Raw genomic sequence first — 15,003 nt, 5'->3', positions numbered from 1 at the left:
GCCGCATGAAGCGCAACTTCAATATCCACGACCTGCGCATTTTCTACACGGTGGTCATGACCGGATCCACCCGCCAGGCCGCGCAGGCCATGCACCTGACGCAGCCGGCCGTCAGCCACGCGATCTCGCGCCTGGAACAGGCCACCGGCGTGCAGCTGTTCGACCGGTCCCACAAGACTCTGCGCCCGACCGAAGCCGGGCAGTATCTCTACAGCGAGGCCAAGCACGTCCTGGACGAACTGGTCCGCATCGACGAGGCATTGCACAGTATCGAGCAATTCGGTGGCCGCAACCTGCGGATCGCGGCATCGCCGGCGCTGGCGCTGGCGTACGCGCCCGATGCGGTGCGGCGCTACCTCGATGCCAACGGCACCCGGCCCTTTTCGATCGACCTGGAATCCTCGGTGCAGATCATCAGCGCCGTGGAGACCATGCGCGCCGATTTCGGCCTTGGCGCCGTGTCGCGCGATAGCGCCCGCCTTGCCTTCCTGCCATTCCTGCGCACCGAAGTCATGGCCATCGTCCATCGCGACCATCCCCTGGCGCGCCAGGAGGCGGTCGCGGTCGGCGACATCCGGCCCGACAGCTACGTGCAGCCGCTGTGGTCCGACTACGTCATGCCGCAAGGCGATATCGCCGAGTCGCTGCAACTGCGTTCGGGCATGCAGGCCCACATGTCGCTGCTGCCGGGCACCGTCAGGGCGGTGCGCGGCATCAGCATGGTCAACGCCTTGTCGGCCGCCGACATCGTGCCGGCCTATCCCGAACTGGTGGCGCTGCCGCTGGCGTCGCGCCAGTGGTTCGATTTCGTGCTGATCACGCGCAAGGAATCCGCCAGCCAGGATCTGGCGGAACGCCTGCTGGACGCGTTGCGCGCAGCGGCCGAGGATCGTCGGCACGGCGTTTATGCGCAGACCATCCAGCTGCTCGCATGAGTCGCCGGCGGTCGCGTGTCAATCCGCCGGCGGCTGCCAGGGCAGCGACTGCAGGTCGCCATCGATGCTGATGGCCTGGCCGCTGACCATCGCGCCGAACGGGCTGGCCAGGAACAGCGCCATGTTGGCGATGTCGGCCGCCCGCACGAACTGCCCCAGGCTGACACCGGCCAGTTCCAGCCGGGTTTCCTCGGCCACCGTCACGCCCATGTTGCGGGCGCGCGCCTCGATCACCCGGTCGATCCGCGGCCCCGCCACCAGTCCGGGCAGCAGCGCGTTGACCCGGATGCCGTAGCCACCCAGTTCCACAGCCAGCGATCGCGTCAATCCCACCACGCCCCATTTCGTGGCCGCGTAGGGCGTGCGCATCGGCACGCCCATGCGGCCGGCCACCGAGCTGATATTGATGATGCTGCCGCCGCCGGCCTGGCGCAAGGCCGGCAGCGCGTGGCGCACGGTATGGAATTGCGATGCCAGGTTGATGTCCAGCGTCGCGTCCAGCTCCTGCGGCGCAATGTCGGCGATACCGGCGGTCGGCCCGGCGATGCCGGCGTTGTTCACCAGCACGTCCAGCCCGCCCAGCCGCGCCAAGGCTTCCTGCATGTAGCGGTCGATCTGGTCGCGCTGGCTGACGTCGGCGCGCGACCAGGGATGCGGGCAGGCCGCCAGCGCGCGTTCGTCCACATCGCAGATATGGACCTGGGCACCACGCGCGGCGAAGGCGCCGGCGATGGCCGCGCCGATGCCGGCCGCGCCCGCCGTCACGATCACGCGCTGGCCGGTCAGGTCGACGGGCAGGGCGGCGATATCGCCGGGAATGGGGTTCTTAGTGGTCATGCGGATTCCTTGCGGGAGTGGGGCGCGGGATCAGGGCTTCATCAATCGGCAGGTCGATTCCGCCGGCGAGGTGTAGATCTGGTCGCCCGGCGCGCGCGCCACCAGCTTGTAGTAGTCCCAAGGCCCCTTCGATTCCGCCGGGGTTTTCACCTGCATCAGGAACATGTCGTGCACCATCAGGCCGTCGGCGCGGATCCTGCCATCCTTGACGAAGAAGTCGTTCACCGGATTGGCCTTGAGCCACTTCATCACCGTGTCGCCGTCGGTGCTGCCGGTGGCGGCCACCGCCTTCAGGTAGGTCGTGGCGGCCGAGTAGTCGCCCGCCTGCAGCATCGACGGCTTCTTCTTCATCTTCTCCTCGAAGCGCGCGGCCCATTGCCGCGAGGCGTCGTCCTGGTCCCAGTACCAGGCGGTGGTCAGGTACATGCCCTGCGCCGCCGGCAGGCCAAGCGCATGGATGTCGGTGATCAGCACCAGCAGGCCGGCGATCTTCATCTTCGGCGTCAACCCGAATTCGGCCGCGGCCTTGACCGCGTTGCTCGTGTCGCTGGCAGAATTGGCCAGGCCCAGCACCGACGCGCCAGAGGCCTGCGCCTGCAGGATGAACGAGGAGAAATCCGCGGTGTTCAGCGGGTGGCGCACGCGCCCCTTGACCTGGCCGCCGTCGGCCTGCACCACCGCCGAGGCGTTGCGCTCCAGCGCCTGGCCGAAAGCGTGGTCCACCGTCAGGAAGAACCAGTCCTTGTTGCCTTCCTTGAGCATGGCGCGGGCCGTGCCCCGGGCCAGGGACACCGTGTCATAGGCATAGTGCACGGTGTACGGGGTGCATTGGGAATTGGTCAGCTCCGAGGCGCCGGCGCTGACCACGAAGAACGGCGTCTTCTTTTCCTCGGCCACCTTGGCCATGGCCAGCGCCGCCGCCGAATTCGCGCCGGCGATCAGCATGTTCACGCCTTTCTGGTCGAGCCATTCGCGGGCCCGCGACGAAGCGATGTCGGCGCGGTTCTGGTGGTCGGCCACCAGAACCTCGATCTTCTTGCCCGCCACCACGCCGCCCAGGTCCGCCACCGCCATCTTGATGGCCTCGGCGCCGCCCGGGCCGTCGGCGTCGGCCGACAGGCCCGACATATCGGTGATGAAGCCGATGCGGATCACGCCATCATCGGCCTGCGCCGCGCCCGTCCATCCCAGCGCGGCGGCCAGCGCGGCCGCGCACAGTGTTTTTTTCATGTGTGTCTCCTCGATCCCGCGGATCTTGTTGATATGGACGCCCCGCCGCCGCTCAGAAGGCGACGTCGTGCCCGCCCTTCAGTTGCAGGGTCGCGCGCGCCTCGTCCGGCGTGGCGACCTGCAGCGACAGGTCTTCCAGGATGCGGCGGATGCGCCGCACCTGGTCGGCGTTGGACCGCGCCAGTTCGCCCGGCCCGTCCCACAGCGAATCCTCCAGGCCCACGCGCACGTTGCCGCCCATCGTCGCCGCCATCGTTGCCAGCGGCGTCTGCTTGCGCCCGGCGGCCAGCACCGACCAGATGTAGTCGGCGCCGAACAGCCGGTCGGCCGTGCGCTTCATCATCATCACGTCTTCTGGGTGCGTGCCGATGCCGCCACGAATGCCAAAGACCGACTGGATCAGGAAGGGCGGCTTGAGCAGCTTGCGATCCACGAAATGCGCGGCGGTGTAGAGATGGCCGATGTCATAGCATTCGATCTCGAAGCGCGTGCCGTTGTCGCCGCAGGATGCCAGGATGTGCTCGATATCCTTGAAGGTGTTCTTGAAGATCAGGTCGTTGCTGCCTTCGAGATAGGGGCGTTCCCAGGCGTGCTCGAATGCCTTGAAGCGTTCCAGCAGCTCGTACATCCCGAAATTCATCGACCCCATGTTCAGCGAAGCCACCTCCGGCTTGAAGCGCAGCGCCGGCGCCATGCGGTCCGCCAGCGGCAGGATCGGCGATCCGCCCGTGGTGATGTTGATCACCACGTCCGACGCTTCCTTGATGCGCGGCAGGAACTGGGCATATAGCGCAGGGTCCTGGGTAGGTTGCCCGGTGTCGGGCTGGCGCGCATGCAGATGCACGATGGCCGCGCCCGCCTGGGCGGCTTCGATCGCCGCCCGGGCGATCTGGTCCGGGGTGACGGGAAGGTGGGGCGACATCGACGGCGTGTGGACCGAGCCGGTGATGGCGCAGGTGATGATGACTTTGTTTCGGGACGGCTTCATGGGCCTGGCACCTCGCGGTTTTTGGGGCCCCGGTTGTCTCCTCCGGGTGCAGGCCATTCTGTCGTACCCCCGCAGGGCTGTCACCTGAACAGAAATTATCAATTGATAGGAAATCCGGTGCTGCGGCGCAGCGCACGGTCCGCTGCTGCTTCTTCCCGGCTCATGGCATGTCCGATTGGGACTACCGTTCCAGAGCAACTGGAACGACGTCATCAGCCTGGGCGGAGGCCCTACGCATTGCGGCCGGGGGGACGGCGTGCAGCCGGATGCTCCCCGCGTCGGTCGCGGGCAATAAAAAAGCCGCCGCCGGACGTGTCCGGCGGCGGCCTCGCAACTTGACGTGGCGGAATCAGTCCTTGCGGCTGGTGACTTCGACCAGGTGATAGCCGAATTGGGTCTTCACCGGCCCCTGGACTTCACCAACCGGGGCGCTGAACACCACGGTATCGAATTCCTTGACCATCTGGCCCGGGCCGAACGTGCCCAGGTTGCCGCCGTCGCGGCTGGACGGGCAGCTGGAGTTTTCCTTGGCCAGTTGCGCGAAGTCGGCGCCGTTCTCGATGGCGGTCTTCAGTTCGTTGGCCTTGGCTTCGGTCGAAACCAGGATGTGACGGGCGGAGGCTTGTGCCATGTGGTGGCTCCTTGCTGGGGAATGATCGGGGAGGGGAGAGTACCGCATTTGGGCGGACTCGATACCGCTCCATCATAAACGGGGTTGGGAACGCGGCCGGTGCCTGGCGGGACCGCGCTTACATCTTGGAATGGATGGCAGCAAGGCGCACAAGAAAACGGGCGCATCGCGCGCCCGTTGGTCCTGCTGGATGGCCGTCTTACCGCACCGGCCACCCATACATCAGCCCGCCATTCCGATACGACGCATTCAATCCCCGCGACAGCTTCATCGGGCTGGTGGCCCCGAGGTTCTTCTCGAAGCTCTCGCCGTAATTGCCGATCTGCTTGATGACGTTGTAGGCCCACTTGTCATCCACGCCCAGGTTCTTGCCCATGCCCGGGGTCACGCCCAGCAGGCGCTGCACATTGGGGTTGGTGCTCTTGAGCATCTCGTCCACGTTCTTCGAGGTGACGCCGTATTCCTCGGCCTCGAGCATCGCGAACATGGTCCAGCGCACCACGTTGAACCACTGCTCGTCGCCCTGGCGCACCATGGGGCCGAGCGGTTCCTTGGAGAAGTTCTCCGGCAGGATGTCGTACTTCTCGGGATTCTCCAGGTTGGTGCGGGCCGCGGCCAGTTGCGATTTGTCACCGGTGAAGGCATCGCAGCGGCCCACCGCGAAGGCGCGGATGATCTCGTCCAGGCGCTCGACCACCACGGGCTTGAAGGCGATGTTCTGCGAGCGGAACCAGTCCGACAGGTTCAATTCCGTGGTCGTGCCGGGCTGCACGCAGACCGTGGCGCCGTCCAGCTCCTTGGCGCTTTTCACGTTGAGCGACTTGTTCACCATGATGCCCTGGCTGTCGTAGTAGTTCACGCCCACGCCGATCAGGCCCAGGGTGGTGTCGCGCGTCAGAGACAGCGTGGTGTTGCGCGGCAGGACGTCGACTTCGCCGGACTGCAGGGCGGTGAAGCGCTGCACCGCGCTGACCGCCATGATCTTGGCCTTGGAGGCATCGCCGAACATGGTCACGGCCAGCGCGCGGCACAGGTCCACGTCCAGGCCCATCCAGCCGCCCTTGCTGTCGTTGACCGAGAAGCCGGCCACGCCCGTGGACACGCCGCACTGCACGAAGCCCTTGTTCTTGACGCTCTCGAACGTCACGCCCGCGCTGGCGCCCCACGACGAGAGAAGGAGCGCGGCGCCTGCCGCGACGGTAGTCAGTGCTTTCATGGTGTCTCCGCGCGGGGGCGCAACTTATTGATCCGTGTCCGCCGGTCGGCGGAAATTCGGCGAATGGTATCGGCCGGACCCGGGGCGGAGAATCGGGGAATTCCCCTTAAATCCACGGGGCGGAATTTACCGGGGCCAGATGGGTGGGCCGCAGGTCCCTTGGCGCGTCTCACCGCGCGAAATCCACTGAAACCGTCTGCCCCCGGCGCGTAACCCTTTCGATAATTTCCTGCGCGCACACTCGCCTTACCGCGTCCGCATCGGCGGGCGCGACTGCGAGGGAAATGCATCATGAAGCATCTTGCCAAAGCCGCGATGGCCGCGGGCGCCGCGGTGGTCCTGTCCCTGGGAGCGTTGAGCGTCCCGGGTGTGGCGCGGGCCGGCGTGGCCATCAGTATCGATGTGGCGCCGCCGCCGCCGCCGCCGCGCGTGGAAGTGCTGCCCCCGCCACGCGTGGGCTACGTGTGGGCGCCGGGGCATTGGGAATGGGTCGGCGGCCACCACGCCTGGATTGGTGGCGTGTGGATGCCGGCCCGGCCTGGCTACGTGTATCACGGGCCGGAGTGGCGCCAGCGGCATGGACATTGGGTGTACTACGAGGGGCGCTGGGGGCGGCATTGAGAGTGCGCCTGGCGTGAGGGGGTAAGTGGCGTAAGGGGCGGCCTTTCCGACGCGGGCGGCCCTCTTGCGCTTCAGCGCTTGAACAGGCGCTCGTGCAGCCAGCCGTCGTTGGTCAGCACCAGCCCCGCGTGGCCACGGATGTCGCCCTTCGCTTCTTCCGCCACGTTCGTGTAGGCGGCTTGCACTTTGTCGTTCTTGATCCAGTCGGCCGTGTCTTTCGCCTTGTAGTGGAAGTTCACCTGCGAGACCTTCATGCCCATCATGTCGCTGGGCTCCGTGAAGTTGTCCACGTCGACCACGGTGTACGAGCCCGTGCAGAAGGCAAACTTGTGCCGCTCGCCAAGGTACCTCCTGCCCAATTCGGTGACCTCGTATTCGGTGCCGGGCACGGTGCCGCCGAACAGCGCCTTGAGTTCCGTATCGTGCTTGCTGAGCAGGCCGGCATCGGCAAGCGCGTCCGCGCGGGCTTTGCGGCCCTGGCCCAGCATGTCCTGGTTTTCCAGCCTGAAGGGCAGTTCCCGCGCGGGGAGGTTGGCGCAGATGCCGTTCTGCGTATCCAGGTAGGCCTGGATGGCTTCGCTGAAGTTGCTCTTGTTGGCGTCCTTGGCGCTGCCGCACGCCGCCAGGGCGAGGGCGATGCTGCTCACGGCAACGAGTTTGAAGGCGGTCTGCAAGGTGGGATCCTCCGTGTAGGCAACGCGCCCAGGCGCAAGCGTGTCGCGACGGATGTCGACCCCTGGCTGAGCCAGACGATTATGTCGATGATCGTACGGTCGGATCAGGTGAATTCTTCTGATTAGCTCCGTGGAGCGCGGGATCAAGAAGGGCGGCAGTCAATGGTCAGGGCACGCCCTTCAGGTGCTGAAACCCGGCCGAAAGTGTGCTCGTAATGTCCATGTTGAGGTCTCCGTGCGTGTTGGGGAGCTTACTCTTTCAATGGCCGTGCGCGTGACCATGTCCTTTCCTACTTCGAAGGCTCCCGCATGTTTTTCAGCCGCGGCTGGTTTGGTTTTTATCCCTTTTGAGCGACAATGGTGAGATGCTGAGGTTCCGCGAAACCGACGTTTTTTCAAGATGGATCACGGAGTTGCGGGACGCGCGTGCAAAGGCGCACATCGTGCGCAGGCTGGCCAGGGCGATGGTCGGGAATTTCGGCGATGTCGCGCCCGTGGGCGACGGCATCAGTGAAATGCGGATCGACGTCGGTACAGGCTATCGGGTCTATTACCGTCGCCAGGGACTAGTGGTGTATGTACTGCTGTGTGGCGGCGACAAGGCGTCCCAGGCGCGTGACATCGTCACCGCGAAACGCCTGTGGAGCGAACTGAAAGGGAAGGCACTCAAATGATTCAGCTGCGTGATTTCGACCCGGTGAACTACCTGTCCGATGAAGAGGCCATTGCGCATTATCTCGCCGATGCCGCGGCCGATCCCGATCCGGATGCCTTCCTCCAGGCCTTGGGCGATGTGGCCCGCGCGCGAGGTATCGGAGCCATTGCCAAGGAGACCGGTTTGGCGCGCACGAACCTTTACCGCGTGCTCGCGCCGGGAGCCAACCCGAGCTACCTGACGTTGCGCCGGGTGATGGACGCGCTGGGAGTATCGCTGACGGCCGTTTCCAAGGGCAAGGACGCGGCGCACGCATAGCGCCACCGACCCAAACAAAAAGCCGCGCTGCATGGCAGTTGCGGCTTTTGCAATCTGGTGCCGGGGCCGGAATCGAATGTATCAACAACTTATTGATATTAAACAATATTTAAATCTGAATTGAAAATTGTACCAACAAATGTACCAACAGTTGCGATTGCCCTAGTGTGGGATGTCGTGCTCGTGGGCATTTCGGATCAATAGTTCAATTATTTCAGTTTTGGTCCGTTGTTGTTGCCGGGCCAAATCATCGAGCTGACGGCGCGCATCTTCTGACAGAGAGATGTTTGTTTGCTTCTTCCCTTGGCGATTGGCTTGGGTTTGCTGAGCTTTGAATTTCTTCTTGATTTGTTCCAGGTGGTGAAGCTTCTCTTCTTGGCTGAAGTTGGTGCCGTCAAGAAACCCCAGGATATTCTCCATTTCAGAGAATTCCGTGGCATGTACTGCAAGGAGCTGATGGTGATCTTGGTACCACTGCCAAGTGATTTGGCACTTCTGCTTTTCTTTTCCCGCGCTAGCGTACCAGGAAAGCAGTTTGTCATAACGTTGCTGCTGAACCCAAGCGGCTTTCAGTTCGTTCAGCTTGAATTGCTTGTTTGACTTATCTGTATTCCAAAGGTCGAACAACGCGATCAACCGTTCCCTTGGCGTTAAATCAACCGGATATACCGGTACCCCCTGATATATGCGTTCGACCTGTCGCAGCAACCATGCAGGTTGACGTCCATTTTTTCCAATCCAGTCGAAGACATGCTCAGGAAGGAGGGCGTAACTTTTCTGGTTATCAATCGCGGCGGCTAGGCCAGCTTGGTTAATGTAATCAGCCATTCCATCGCGCATAGTGCGTGCACGAAAGTTACCTAAATAGGGTGTTGCTCCTTGCGCTTGGAAATTGAGCCATAGCCAGTTGATCTCGCGATCTCCCAGGTGCCAATGTGGAAATAGCGCCTGCAATCTGTCTTTATGGTAGTTAAGTGCCATAGCTAATGATGTTGTTAATTAAGTAGAAATTAACTATCAATGAGGATGAAGAACTAGCTCCTTACTACCTATGAACTATCACATAACTACATAGGTACTATGCTGGAACTATATCAGTACTATGTGGAAATATTGCTTGGAGTGCTCTATGAAACACGTAGAGATTCAATAGGAGTCGAGAGCACCATCTTAGTCTGCAATGGGGGTGCACACAAGGCCAGCCTAGTCTATGCCCTTCGGTCACATCTCCTCAGGCACGATCCGGGGCACCCTTTCTATGCTGCGCAGCATGCGTTGCCAGGTTTCGTCAAAGAATCGTACTTGATGTGGGGTCGGTCGAATACGCAGCATGATTGTTCAAAAGGGAGCAGGCAATTATTGCCAGATAACGTCAGAGCAATATTTGCCGTTCAAGACGCCTGTTCGTAAGTCATGCGGCTGCCATTCGCTGGAAGTTCTGCACCTGTTTTCAACGGGAGTGTTGTTGGTTTAGTAATAGAAGTAGAAGAGGTTGACGCTATCAGATATCCCCAGTTCATATGCTGCAATGGTTGGTGCTTAGGATAAAAAAATATAGAGCAAGAATTACCTATGAGATAAAAACCATAGGTAATGACCATGCAGTCGAATCGTTATAACCCTGAATATCAAGCAATCATCTTCAATGCAAATCTTAAGGCTTTGGGGGCTCATCCAAGGATTATGATTATTCGATGTGATTTACGTTTCCCTTTGTTGGAATGTCAGGCTGAATCGGACTCACGAGTGATCACCCGATTCTTCGAATCACTAAAAGCCAAGATCGCTGCTGACCTACAAAGAAAAGAGAGGGCTTGGCACAGGAGCTTATCCTGCGTATTGAACTATGTCTGGGTGCGTGAGTATGGTGATGGAAACGGAAGAAAGCACTATCACCTTCTGCTTTTCGTTAACAAGGATGTTTATCACTCGTTGGGTGACTATCAGGCAATGAGCGGGAACCTGGGAGCCATGATTAAACAGGCGTGGTGTAGCGCAACTCGACTGACCCATCCCGATTTTATGTCCTTGGTTCACTTTGGGAAAACTTGTTATCTGGATAGAAACAGCCCGGAAATCAATCAACAGATTCAGGTGGTGCTGGAACGTGCAGATTATCTGGCAAAGAACATTACCAAGCGCTATGGGGATGGTGAACGGTCGATAGGAAGCAGTTTGTAGTTTTTTTACTCAGATGGGACATGTTGTGGAAGAGATGCCGGTTGACTTCGATCGACATCGACTTCTGCCTTTCAATAAGACAGGAGAGCAACATGATCACAACCGTCGCCACCAGCGCCCGTTCTGCCGTTCCGAATGCTGTACCTTTCACGCTGATCGAAGATCAGTTTGTCGATATGACCTTCATGACTCAGTACACCGGGTTGACCGACAAGTGGTTTTACAAGCTGATTCAGGAAGGAAAGTTCCCTCGGCCCGTGAAGTTTGGGCGCAGTTCCCGATGGCTGAAGAGCGAGCTGGAAGCCTGGATACAGGAACGTATCCAGGACTCTAGAGCAGCATGAGCCAGACAGCCCTTCCGAGGCATTGGCCATTCTCAGTCGACCTCAACTTGGTTTCGTGTCCGCACATTCTTTCCAGCGCTGACGTAAAAGCGCGTTCTCGGTTTTGAGCCGTCGATAACGCAGGTAATGTCGATAGCCGTAATGGGCAATCACGGCAAAGCCTACGGTGGCAAACAGGTTCTTAATCACGGTAATTCTCCTTGTCGTCCAAACATCAGAAATGCTGGTGACAACCTACGCATCAGGCCGGTGCTCCCTCTGCGCTTGCCGCAATCTTGTCCAGCTTCGCGTTCAATGACGGCTTTTCCGTTGATCGGACCGCTTCGCCTGGACGGTCTGGAAAGAATTCCTCGATCACATCCAGTGCGTCATCGGGATTGTCTTCAAATGCGCCATTGCCGAAGCCTTCGCGGGCCACGGTATCCAGCGCCTGCTGGTTGAAGGCTAGGGCTTGGCGTCGAGCGTAGGTTTGTTGGGCCTGGGTCAGCGCTTCGTCCAGCGTCATTCCTTCTCGTGTAGTCAGATCGGCGTAGTAGATCGGCGCGCCGCGTGACTGTGTGGTGCTTTTTCCACGAAGTCGCAGTTCCAGGGGTAGGCTGGCCAGCATGTCGCCAGAGATGGCCTTGAAATAATGCAGGCGAGCCGCGAGGGTGCGGATGCTGTTGTAGCCCGTCGTACGGAAAATGAAAGTGCCAAGTTCATCGTCATCGCCAAGTTTGACGTTCAGGCGTCCATAGGGCTTGCAGGCACCGCCTTTGGCCATTTCACAGCTATCGGTGGAGGGGCATGGCAGGGTTTGTATCCCGGCGCTTGTCACACGCCGGCAGGTTTCCCCGTTCCCTACACACAAAGGGCGCCCGTTGCTACGGTCGAAGAGGGAGTATTTAGCCCGCAGGTTTAAATCAGGGTCATTAAAAAGCAGCGTCACCGGAATGGATCGCAGTTTCCCGTTGGGGCTGTTTTTGCGCAGCACCTCGTCCAGCGGGTGAATCACCCAGCCTTCCTTGGTCTGTACTTGGCTGGTAATGGTGAACTGATCGTCCTTTTCGGGTAGCCGCTTGCCGTTGCGTTCGATAACGCGGCCAATGGAAATACGGCCCAGGACGGGCGGCGTGATGGATAGACCTTTAATCATGATGGACTCCAAAGAAGAAAAGCCCGCTGAACAATCAACGGGCGTATAGGAAAAAGCGATGGAATAAGGAGGTGAAGTCTGTGGCCATCTATATTTCGCCCCGTTCAGCCAATGAGGCGCTGCCGTGTGTAGCGACGACGATATGATCCAGAACCTTTACATCGACCAGGGCTAGGGCTTCCCGCAACGTTTTGGTCAGGCTGATGTCTGCGAGGCTGGGCGTTGGGTCGCCGGAGGGGTGGTTATGGGTCAGGATGAGCGCGGCGGCGTTGTGCCTCAAGGCGAGCTTTACAACCTCGCGTGGATAGACAGTGGCAGAGCTGACAGTTCCGTGAAACAGTTCATGAAAACGAATGATCCTGAGGTTTGAATCCAGCAGCAGGACGGCAAAGACTTCATGCTCGTAATCGCGCAACAGGGTGCAAAGATGGTCTTTTACGGCCAGGGGGGAGGTCAATGCCCGGCCTCGGCTTAGGCGGTTACGAGAGAGCTGTTTGGCCATCGTCAGGATGTCGTCCTCAGTGACGACGGGTGTTTCCATGATGTAGCTACCGGGATCCGAGCTTGCTTTGAGCTTGTGGTATCGCATGGGGATTCCTTCACAACAAAAAGCCGCCCCGAAGGACGGCAGGTTTGGATTGACGGAGAAGGGTGGGTGTGGACTGCTTCGCTGCCGAAGCCTCATGTCTGCACGAGAAAGCGCCGGCTACCAGGACGAGTCAGGTTGTATTGGGCGGCCAGTTCTGGATGCTCGGAGAGCAAACGCTTGGTATCCAGTACGCTGCCGTCCTTGCTGCGCTTCCAGACGACAGAACCGGTTTCAAAGGTGGCGTGGCTGGCGTTACCCATGGCCTGCTGGATTTTCTGCTTGAACTGCTCTTCCAGATCCTTGTATTTCTCGGCCTGAAAGCGGGCGTCTTGCAAGTCGGTAAAGAGCGCCGACATCTGGATGTCCTGGCTGAAATCCAGGCGGTCGCCGTTATCGCGTGGATACAGGTACTGCAACGCTGTTGCAGCAGAATCGGAGCCATCCACGGGCGGTGGTGTGTCGGCTGTCACGTAGCGCCAAAATCGCTCTTGGAGCGGCATGAGTTTGGCAATCAGTGCATCATCGCGGTGAATCCGGTGGACTTGCAATTGCTGGCCGCACAACAATACGGCGACATCCGCTGCCTGCTTCCCGGCTACAGCCAACTGATGCTGCACTTGCAGTTGAACGTACTCTGGCACGCCGTCCCTCCAGAGCCGTGCACCGAACTCCCCGGCGGTCTTGCATTCGAGAATCTGCACATCGCTAGCACCGATCACTTCACGGTCAATGTTGGCGAGCATCCAGGGCCGCTCAGGATGTTGCAACACAGCGTTGACCTTGCGCACCCGGCGACCGGTCTGTTGGGTGTAAGACGCGGCGACGATGGGTTCCAGTAGCGTGCCCCAATAGACGGGAGCCGTGGTGTCATGCGGATCAGGCTTGGGCAAGTCGGCATCCCGGCCTGTTTTCTCCATCCAGAGCTGTAACTGGCTCTTGTAGGGGTTCAGGCCAACAGCGGCGGCGGCGTCGGAACTGCCAATGCCATGCTTGCGAACTTCCAACCACTCGTCGCGGGACAGGGTGTTGGTCTTGACTAAGCGCAGGGCGGGACGGTGAGTTTGGGGTCGGACTTGAGCTACGGTATTCATAATTGAACTCCATAAAAGGCATAAGGCCCGGCGCAATTAAGCTGCCGGGCCTTATGCCGTGATGGTGAAAAGGGTGTGTTTCATGCCAGCATCGCCAGAGTGCGATCCAGGGCCTTTTGCTTGAGGGCTGCCCCCTGCCCGAACCAAGCTGAGTCCAGCCGGTAATCGGTATTGCGTGCGCGTCGTTCATGGTCAACGAACTCGGTCACGGAATTGAGTAGCCCAAGCGCCGTTCCCTTCGATGAACCCAGCTCTGCACCCCGGCCACGACCGTTGTAGATGTCCAGGGCTTTGGACATGGCCCGTTCATTAGGCTGAATGGAAGCGTCCAGGCGCGGATCGGAAAACAGTTGCCGGAAGAAGGCTTCCGCCTCCGTGTGCTTCACCGCACGTTCACTGAGCATTTTCATGCGGTACATGAATGTGTCCCAGCTGGACACAGAGATACCCAACTGGCGTTTGACAGCCTCTGCATCGAAGGTGGTGCTGTGTGGCACTTTCACCGCGCCCCGGCTGTCGTCAATGGCCACGGCAAGGGTGTTGTTGCAGACGACCCGTACGGCGGTGAACTGCGCGGTCGTTGCCAAGGTGCCATCGCAGGCGGTGGCCAGCAGCACATAGGCGTTGGTGACATCATTTGCCTGGATCGTGGCTGAATGCCCAGTGCGGGCCAATGCCCAGATCTTTTTGCCGCCCTTCAGGACGCCAGCAGTTTCCAACTGGAAACCCGATACTTCGGTCAGGTCGCGATAAAACTCCAGAATTTCACGGGGTTGCACGACCTGATAGCGCTGGCTGACGACCGACAAGGGGGCTTGAGTGTCGGACCGGTACAAAACTTTGCTCTGGGGGAAGGTGATGATGCGGCTTTGGTTCTCGTCAACCGAGTCCATGAACTGTACGGGTGATTCCTTGATGTTCCAGTCCATTCCGGCTTGTTGTTGCCAAACTTCAAGGGGTTGGTTCGCAGTGAGTTGATTGCCCAGGCCATGCCAGGGCGTTTGGCCGACGTAGGCCATTTGTTCGATGTGGTGAGCCATGACGGTTCTCCAGTAGAAAACGTTACGGGGTTTGAAAGGAATGGTCGCAACGAAGGCACAGGTGGTTGTCTAGTATCGTTTCGTCAACGACTTGCCCCAGGGCTGCACCGGTGGCGCAACCCATTGCACCGCCTACCAACGCGCCTAGCACGGCGGCGGTGACGCTGGCTACAGGCATGGCTGGCGCGGTAGCGCGAAAGGCCATGACCGCGCCGGCACTGGCGCCTTTGGCTGCACCAGATAAAGCACTCATCACGCCCGCACACGTGCCGATGGCACCGCCGATACGTTTGGCATGATTCTTTGTTTCGATGTTAGGGGAGCCGCATTTGGGGCAGACGACTGTACGAGACGACCGTTGAGCGCCGTACACGCCACGATGGTGGGATGCGTTGAAGGGGGCAGGCATGGGAGATTCCTTGATGAGGGGGAGGACGGCATATGGAGCAGGCAATTACCTGCTCTCATCAAGGTGATATATGTTTGAAAAAATATGGATCGCTACACCCGAGCAGTCG

The 15,003-nt window shown here is 60.0% G+C and carries 20 protein-coding genes; 6 read left to right on the top strand and 14 right to left on the bottom strand.

Annotation, left to right across the window (positions count from 1 at the left end; translation table 11 throughout):
* The first annotated feature begins 5 nt into the window (after positions 1-5).
* Positions 6-935, top strand: coding sequence for a LysR family transcriptional regulator (locus ACUTAG_RS11775; RefSeq protein ID WP_148317299.1), 930 nt, complete (start codon positions 6-8; stop codon positions 933-935).
* Between the two features lie 18 nt (positions 936-953).
* Here the strand turns inward: ACUTAG_RS11775 and ACUTAG_RS11770 are convergent, their stop codons facing one another.
* From ACUTAG_RS11770 to ACUTAG_RS11750, 5 genes are all read right to left on the bottom strand, one after another.
* Entirely contained in the window at positions 954-1,772 is an 819-nt protein-coding gene (locus ACUTAG_RS11770) for an SDR family oxidoreductase (RefSeq protein ID WP_006385703.1), read from the bottom strand.
* Between the two features lie 30 nt (positions 1,773-1,802).
* Positions 1,803-3,002 carry an ABC transporter substrate-binding protein gene (locus ACUTAG_RS11765; protein ID WP_148317297.1) on the bottom strand — a complete coding sequence of 400 codons (1,200 nt, stop codon included), beginning with the start codon at positions 3,000-3,002 and terminating at the stop codon, positions 1,803-1,805.
* Between the two features lie 52 nt (positions 3,003-3,054).
* The gene (locus tag ACUTAG_RS11760) at positions 3,055-3,990 is read right to left on the bottom strand and encodes a 3-keto-5-aminohexanoate cleavage protein (RefSeq protein WP_148317295.1); all 936 of its coding nucleotides are present in this window, start codon (positions 3,988-3,990) and stop codon (positions 3,055-3,057) included.
* A gap of 349 nt (positions 3,991-4,339) precedes the next feature.
* Complete coding sequence (locus ACUTAG_RS11755) at positions 4,340-4,621, bottom strand: peptidylprolyl isomerase (protein ID WP_006385706.1); 282 nt, start codon at positions 4,619-4,621, stop codon at positions 4,340-4,342.
* A 199-nt stretch (positions 4,622-4,820) separates the two neighbouring features.
* Complete coding sequence (locus tag ACUTAG_RS11750) at positions 4,821-5,837, bottom strand: amino acid ABC transporter substrate-binding protein (RefSeq protein ID WP_006385707.1); 1,017 nt, start codon at positions 5,835-5,837, stop codon at positions 4,821-4,823.
* A 291-nt stretch (positions 5,838-6,128) separates the two neighbouring features.
* On the opposite strand from ACUTAG_RS11750, the gene ACUTAG_RS11745 reads away from it, so the two are divergent.
* Positions 6,129-6,458, top strand: coding sequence for a YXWGXW repeat-containing protein (locus ACUTAG_RS11745; RefSeq protein WP_148317293.1), 330 nt, complete (start codon positions 6,129-6,131; stop codon positions 6,456-6,458).
* Positions 6,459-6,529: 71 nt separating this feature from the next.
* On the opposite strand, the gene ACUTAG_RS11740 is transcribed toward ACUTAG_RS11745, so the two are convergent.
* A complete protein-coding gene (locus tag ACUTAG_RS11740; protein WP_148317291.1) occupies positions 6,530-7,132 on the bottom strand; it encodes a hypothetical protein in 603 nt (200 codons plus the stop codon).
* Positions 7,133-7,479: 347 nt separating this feature from the next.
* Between ACUTAG_RS11740 and ACUTAG_RS11735 the strand changes: the two genes are divergently transcribed.
* A complete protein-coding gene (locus tag ACUTAG_RS11735; protein ID WP_316242798.1) occupies positions 7,480-7,806 on the top strand; it encodes a type II toxin-antitoxin system RelE/ParE family toxin in 327 nt (108 codons plus the stop codon).
* Positions 7,803-8,105 carry an addiction module antidote protein gene (locus tag ACUTAG_RS11730; RefSeq protein WP_026382508.1) on the top strand — a complete coding sequence of 101 codons (303 nt, stop codon included), beginning with the start codon at positions 7,803-7,805 and terminating at the stop codon, positions 8,103-8,105. The genes ACUTAG_RS11735 and ACUTAG_RS11730 overlap by 4 nt, the downstream gene beginning before the upstream one ends.
* A gap of 162 nt (positions 8,106-8,267) precedes the next feature.
* On the opposite strand, the gene ACUTAG_RS11725 is transcribed toward ACUTAG_RS11730, so the two are convergent.
* Both ACUTAG_RS11725 and ACUTAG_RS11720 read right to left on the bottom strand, forming a co-directional pair.
* Positions 8,268-9,086 (bottom strand): ribbon-helix-helix domain-containing protein, encoded by an 819-nt coding sequence (locus ACUTAG_RS11725; protein WP_446650201.1) that lies wholly within the window; start codon positions 9,084-9,086, stop codon positions 8,268-8,270.
* A gap of 410 nt (positions 9,087-9,496) precedes the next feature.
* A complete protein-coding gene (locus ACUTAG_RS11720; RefSeq protein WP_446650200.1) occupies positions 9,497-9,706 on the bottom strand; it encodes a hypothetical protein in 210 nt (69 codons plus the stop codon).
* Here ACUTAG_RS11720 and ACUTAG_RS11715 point away from each other — a divergent pair.
* The gene (locus ACUTAG_RS11715) at positions 9,705-10,286 is read left to right on the top strand and encodes an inovirus Gp2 family protein (protein ID WP_446650199.1); all 582 of its coding nucleotides are present in this window, start codon (positions 9,705-9,707) and stop codon (positions 10,284-10,286) included. The genes ACUTAG_RS11720 and ACUTAG_RS11715 overlap by 2 nt on opposite strands.
* 92 nt (positions 10,287-10,378) lie before the next feature.
* Positions 10,379-10,630, top strand: coding sequence for a helix-turn-helix transcriptional regulator (locus ACUTAG_RS11710; RefSeq protein WP_446650198.1), 252 nt, complete (start codon positions 10,379-10,381; stop codon positions 10,628-10,630).
* A 42-nt stretch (positions 10,631-10,672) separates the two neighbouring features.
* Here the strand turns inward: ACUTAG_RS11710 and ACUTAG_RS11705 are convergent, their stop codons facing one another.
* The 6 genes from ACUTAG_RS11705 to ACUTAG_RS11680 form a co-directional block, all read right to left on the bottom strand.
* A complete protein-coding gene (locus ACUTAG_RS11705; RefSeq protein WP_446650197.1) occupies positions 10,673-10,819 on the bottom strand; it encodes a hypothetical protein in 147 nt (48 codons plus the stop codon).
* Between the two features lie 52 nt (positions 10,820-10,871).
* Positions 10,872-11,765 carry a recombination directionality factor gene (locus ACUTAG_RS11700; protein WP_446650196.1) on the bottom strand — a complete coding sequence of 298 codons (894 nt, stop codon included), beginning with the start codon at positions 11,763-11,765 and terminating at the stop codon, positions 10,872-10,874.
* Between the two features lie 88 nt (positions 11,766-11,853).
* Entirely contained in the window at positions 11,854-12,354 is a 501-nt protein-coding gene (locus ACUTAG_RS11695) for a JAB domain-containing protein (RefSeq protein ID WP_446650195.1), read from the bottom strand.
* Positions 12,355-12,446: 92 nt separating this feature from the next.
* Positions 12,447-13,445 (bottom strand): YqaJ viral recombinase family nuclease, encoded by a 999-nt coding sequence (locus tag ACUTAG_RS11690; RefSeq protein ID WP_446650194.1) that lies wholly within the window; start codon positions 13,443-13,445, stop codon positions 12,447-12,449.
* An 80-nt stretch (positions 13,446-13,525) separates the two neighbouring features.
* Positions 13,526-14,485, bottom strand: coding sequence for a DUF932 domain-containing protein (locus tag ACUTAG_RS11685; RefSeq protein ID WP_446650193.1), 960 nt, complete (start codon positions 14,483-14,485; stop codon positions 13,526-13,528).
* Positions 14,486-14,507: 22 nt separating this feature from the next.
* Entirely contained in the window at positions 14,508-14,894 is a 387-nt protein-coding gene (locus ACUTAG_RS11680; RefSeq protein ID WP_446650192.1) for a hypothetical protein, read from the bottom strand.
* Positions 14,895-15,003 lie beyond the last annotated feature (109 nt).

The organism is Achromobacter sp. CSND-B12 (genome assembly GCF_052906545.1).
This window is presented reverse-complemented; position numbering and strand designations above follow the sequence as displayed.

Bases quoted from the DNA above. Each gene is read 5' to 3' on its own strand.
- ACUTAG_RS11750 (WP_006385707.1), bottom strand. From the start codon at position 5,837: ATGAAAGCACTGACTACCGTCGCGGCAGGCGCCGCGCTCCTTCTCTCG.
- ACUTAG_RS11765 (WP_148317297.1), bottom strand. From the start codon at position 3,002: ATGAAAAAAACACTGTGCGCGGCCGCGCTGGCCGCCGCGCTGGGATGG.
- ACUTAG_RS11745 (WP_148317293.1), top strand. From the start codon at position 6,129: ATGAAGCATCTTGCCAAAGCCGCGATGGCCGCGGGCGCCGCGGTGGTC.
- ACUTAG_RS11755 (WP_006385706.1), bottom strand. From the start codon at position 4,621: ATGGCACAAGCCTCCGCCCGTCACATCCTGGTTTCGACCGAAGCCAAG.
- ACUTAG_RS11700 (WP_446650196.1), bottom strand. From the start codon at position 11,765: ATGATTAAAGGTCTATCCATCACGCCGCCCGTCCTGGGCCGTATTTCC.
- ACUTAG_RS11720 (WP_446650200.1), bottom strand. From the start codon at position 9,706: ATGGTCATTACCTATGGTTTTTATCTCATAGGTAATTCTTGCTCTATA.
- ACUTAG_RS11690 (WP_446650194.1), bottom strand. From the start codon at position 13,445: ATGAATACCGTAGCTCAAGTCCGACCCCAAACTCACCGTCCCGCCCTG.
- ACUTAG_RS11775 (WP_148317299.1), top strand. From the start codon at position 6: ATGAAGCGCAACTTCAATATCCACGACCTGCGCATTTTCTACACGGTG.
- ACUTAG_RS11715 (WP_446650199.1), top strand. From the start codon at position 9,705: ATGCAGTCGAATCGTTATAACCCTGAATATCAAGCAATCATCTTCAAT.
- ACUTAG_RS11730 (WP_026382508.1), top strand. From the start codon at position 7,803: ATGATTCAGCTGCGTGATTTCGACCCGGTGAACTACCTGTCCGATGAA.
- ACUTAG_RS11770 (WP_006385703.1), bottom strand. From the start codon at position 1,772: ATGACCACTAAGAACCCCATTCCCGGCGATATCGCCGCCCTGCCCGTC.
- ACUTAG_RS11695 (WP_446650195.1), bottom strand. From the start codon at position 12,354: ATGCGATACCACAAGCTCAAAGCAAGCTCGGATCCCGGTAGCTACATC.
- ACUTAG_RS11685 (WP_446650193.1), bottom strand. From the start codon at position 14,485: ATGGCTCACCACATCGAACAAATGGCCTACGTCGGCCAAACGCCCTGG.
- ACUTAG_RS11680 (WP_446650192.1), bottom strand. From the start codon at position 14,894: ATGCCTGCCCCCTTCAACGCATCCCACCATCGTGGCGTGTACGGCGCT.
- ACUTAG_RS11710 (WP_446650198.1), top strand. From the start codon at position 10,379: ATGATCACAACCGTCGCCACCAGCGCCCGTTCTGCCGTTCCGAATGCT.
- ACUTAG_RS11725 (WP_446650201.1), bottom strand. From the start codon at position 9,086: ATGGCACTTAACTACCATAAAGACAGATTGCAGGCGCTATTTCCACAT.
- ACUTAG_RS11760 (WP_148317295.1), bottom strand. From the start codon at position 3,990: ATGAAGCCGTCCCGAAACAAAGTCATCATCACCTGCGCCATCACCGGC.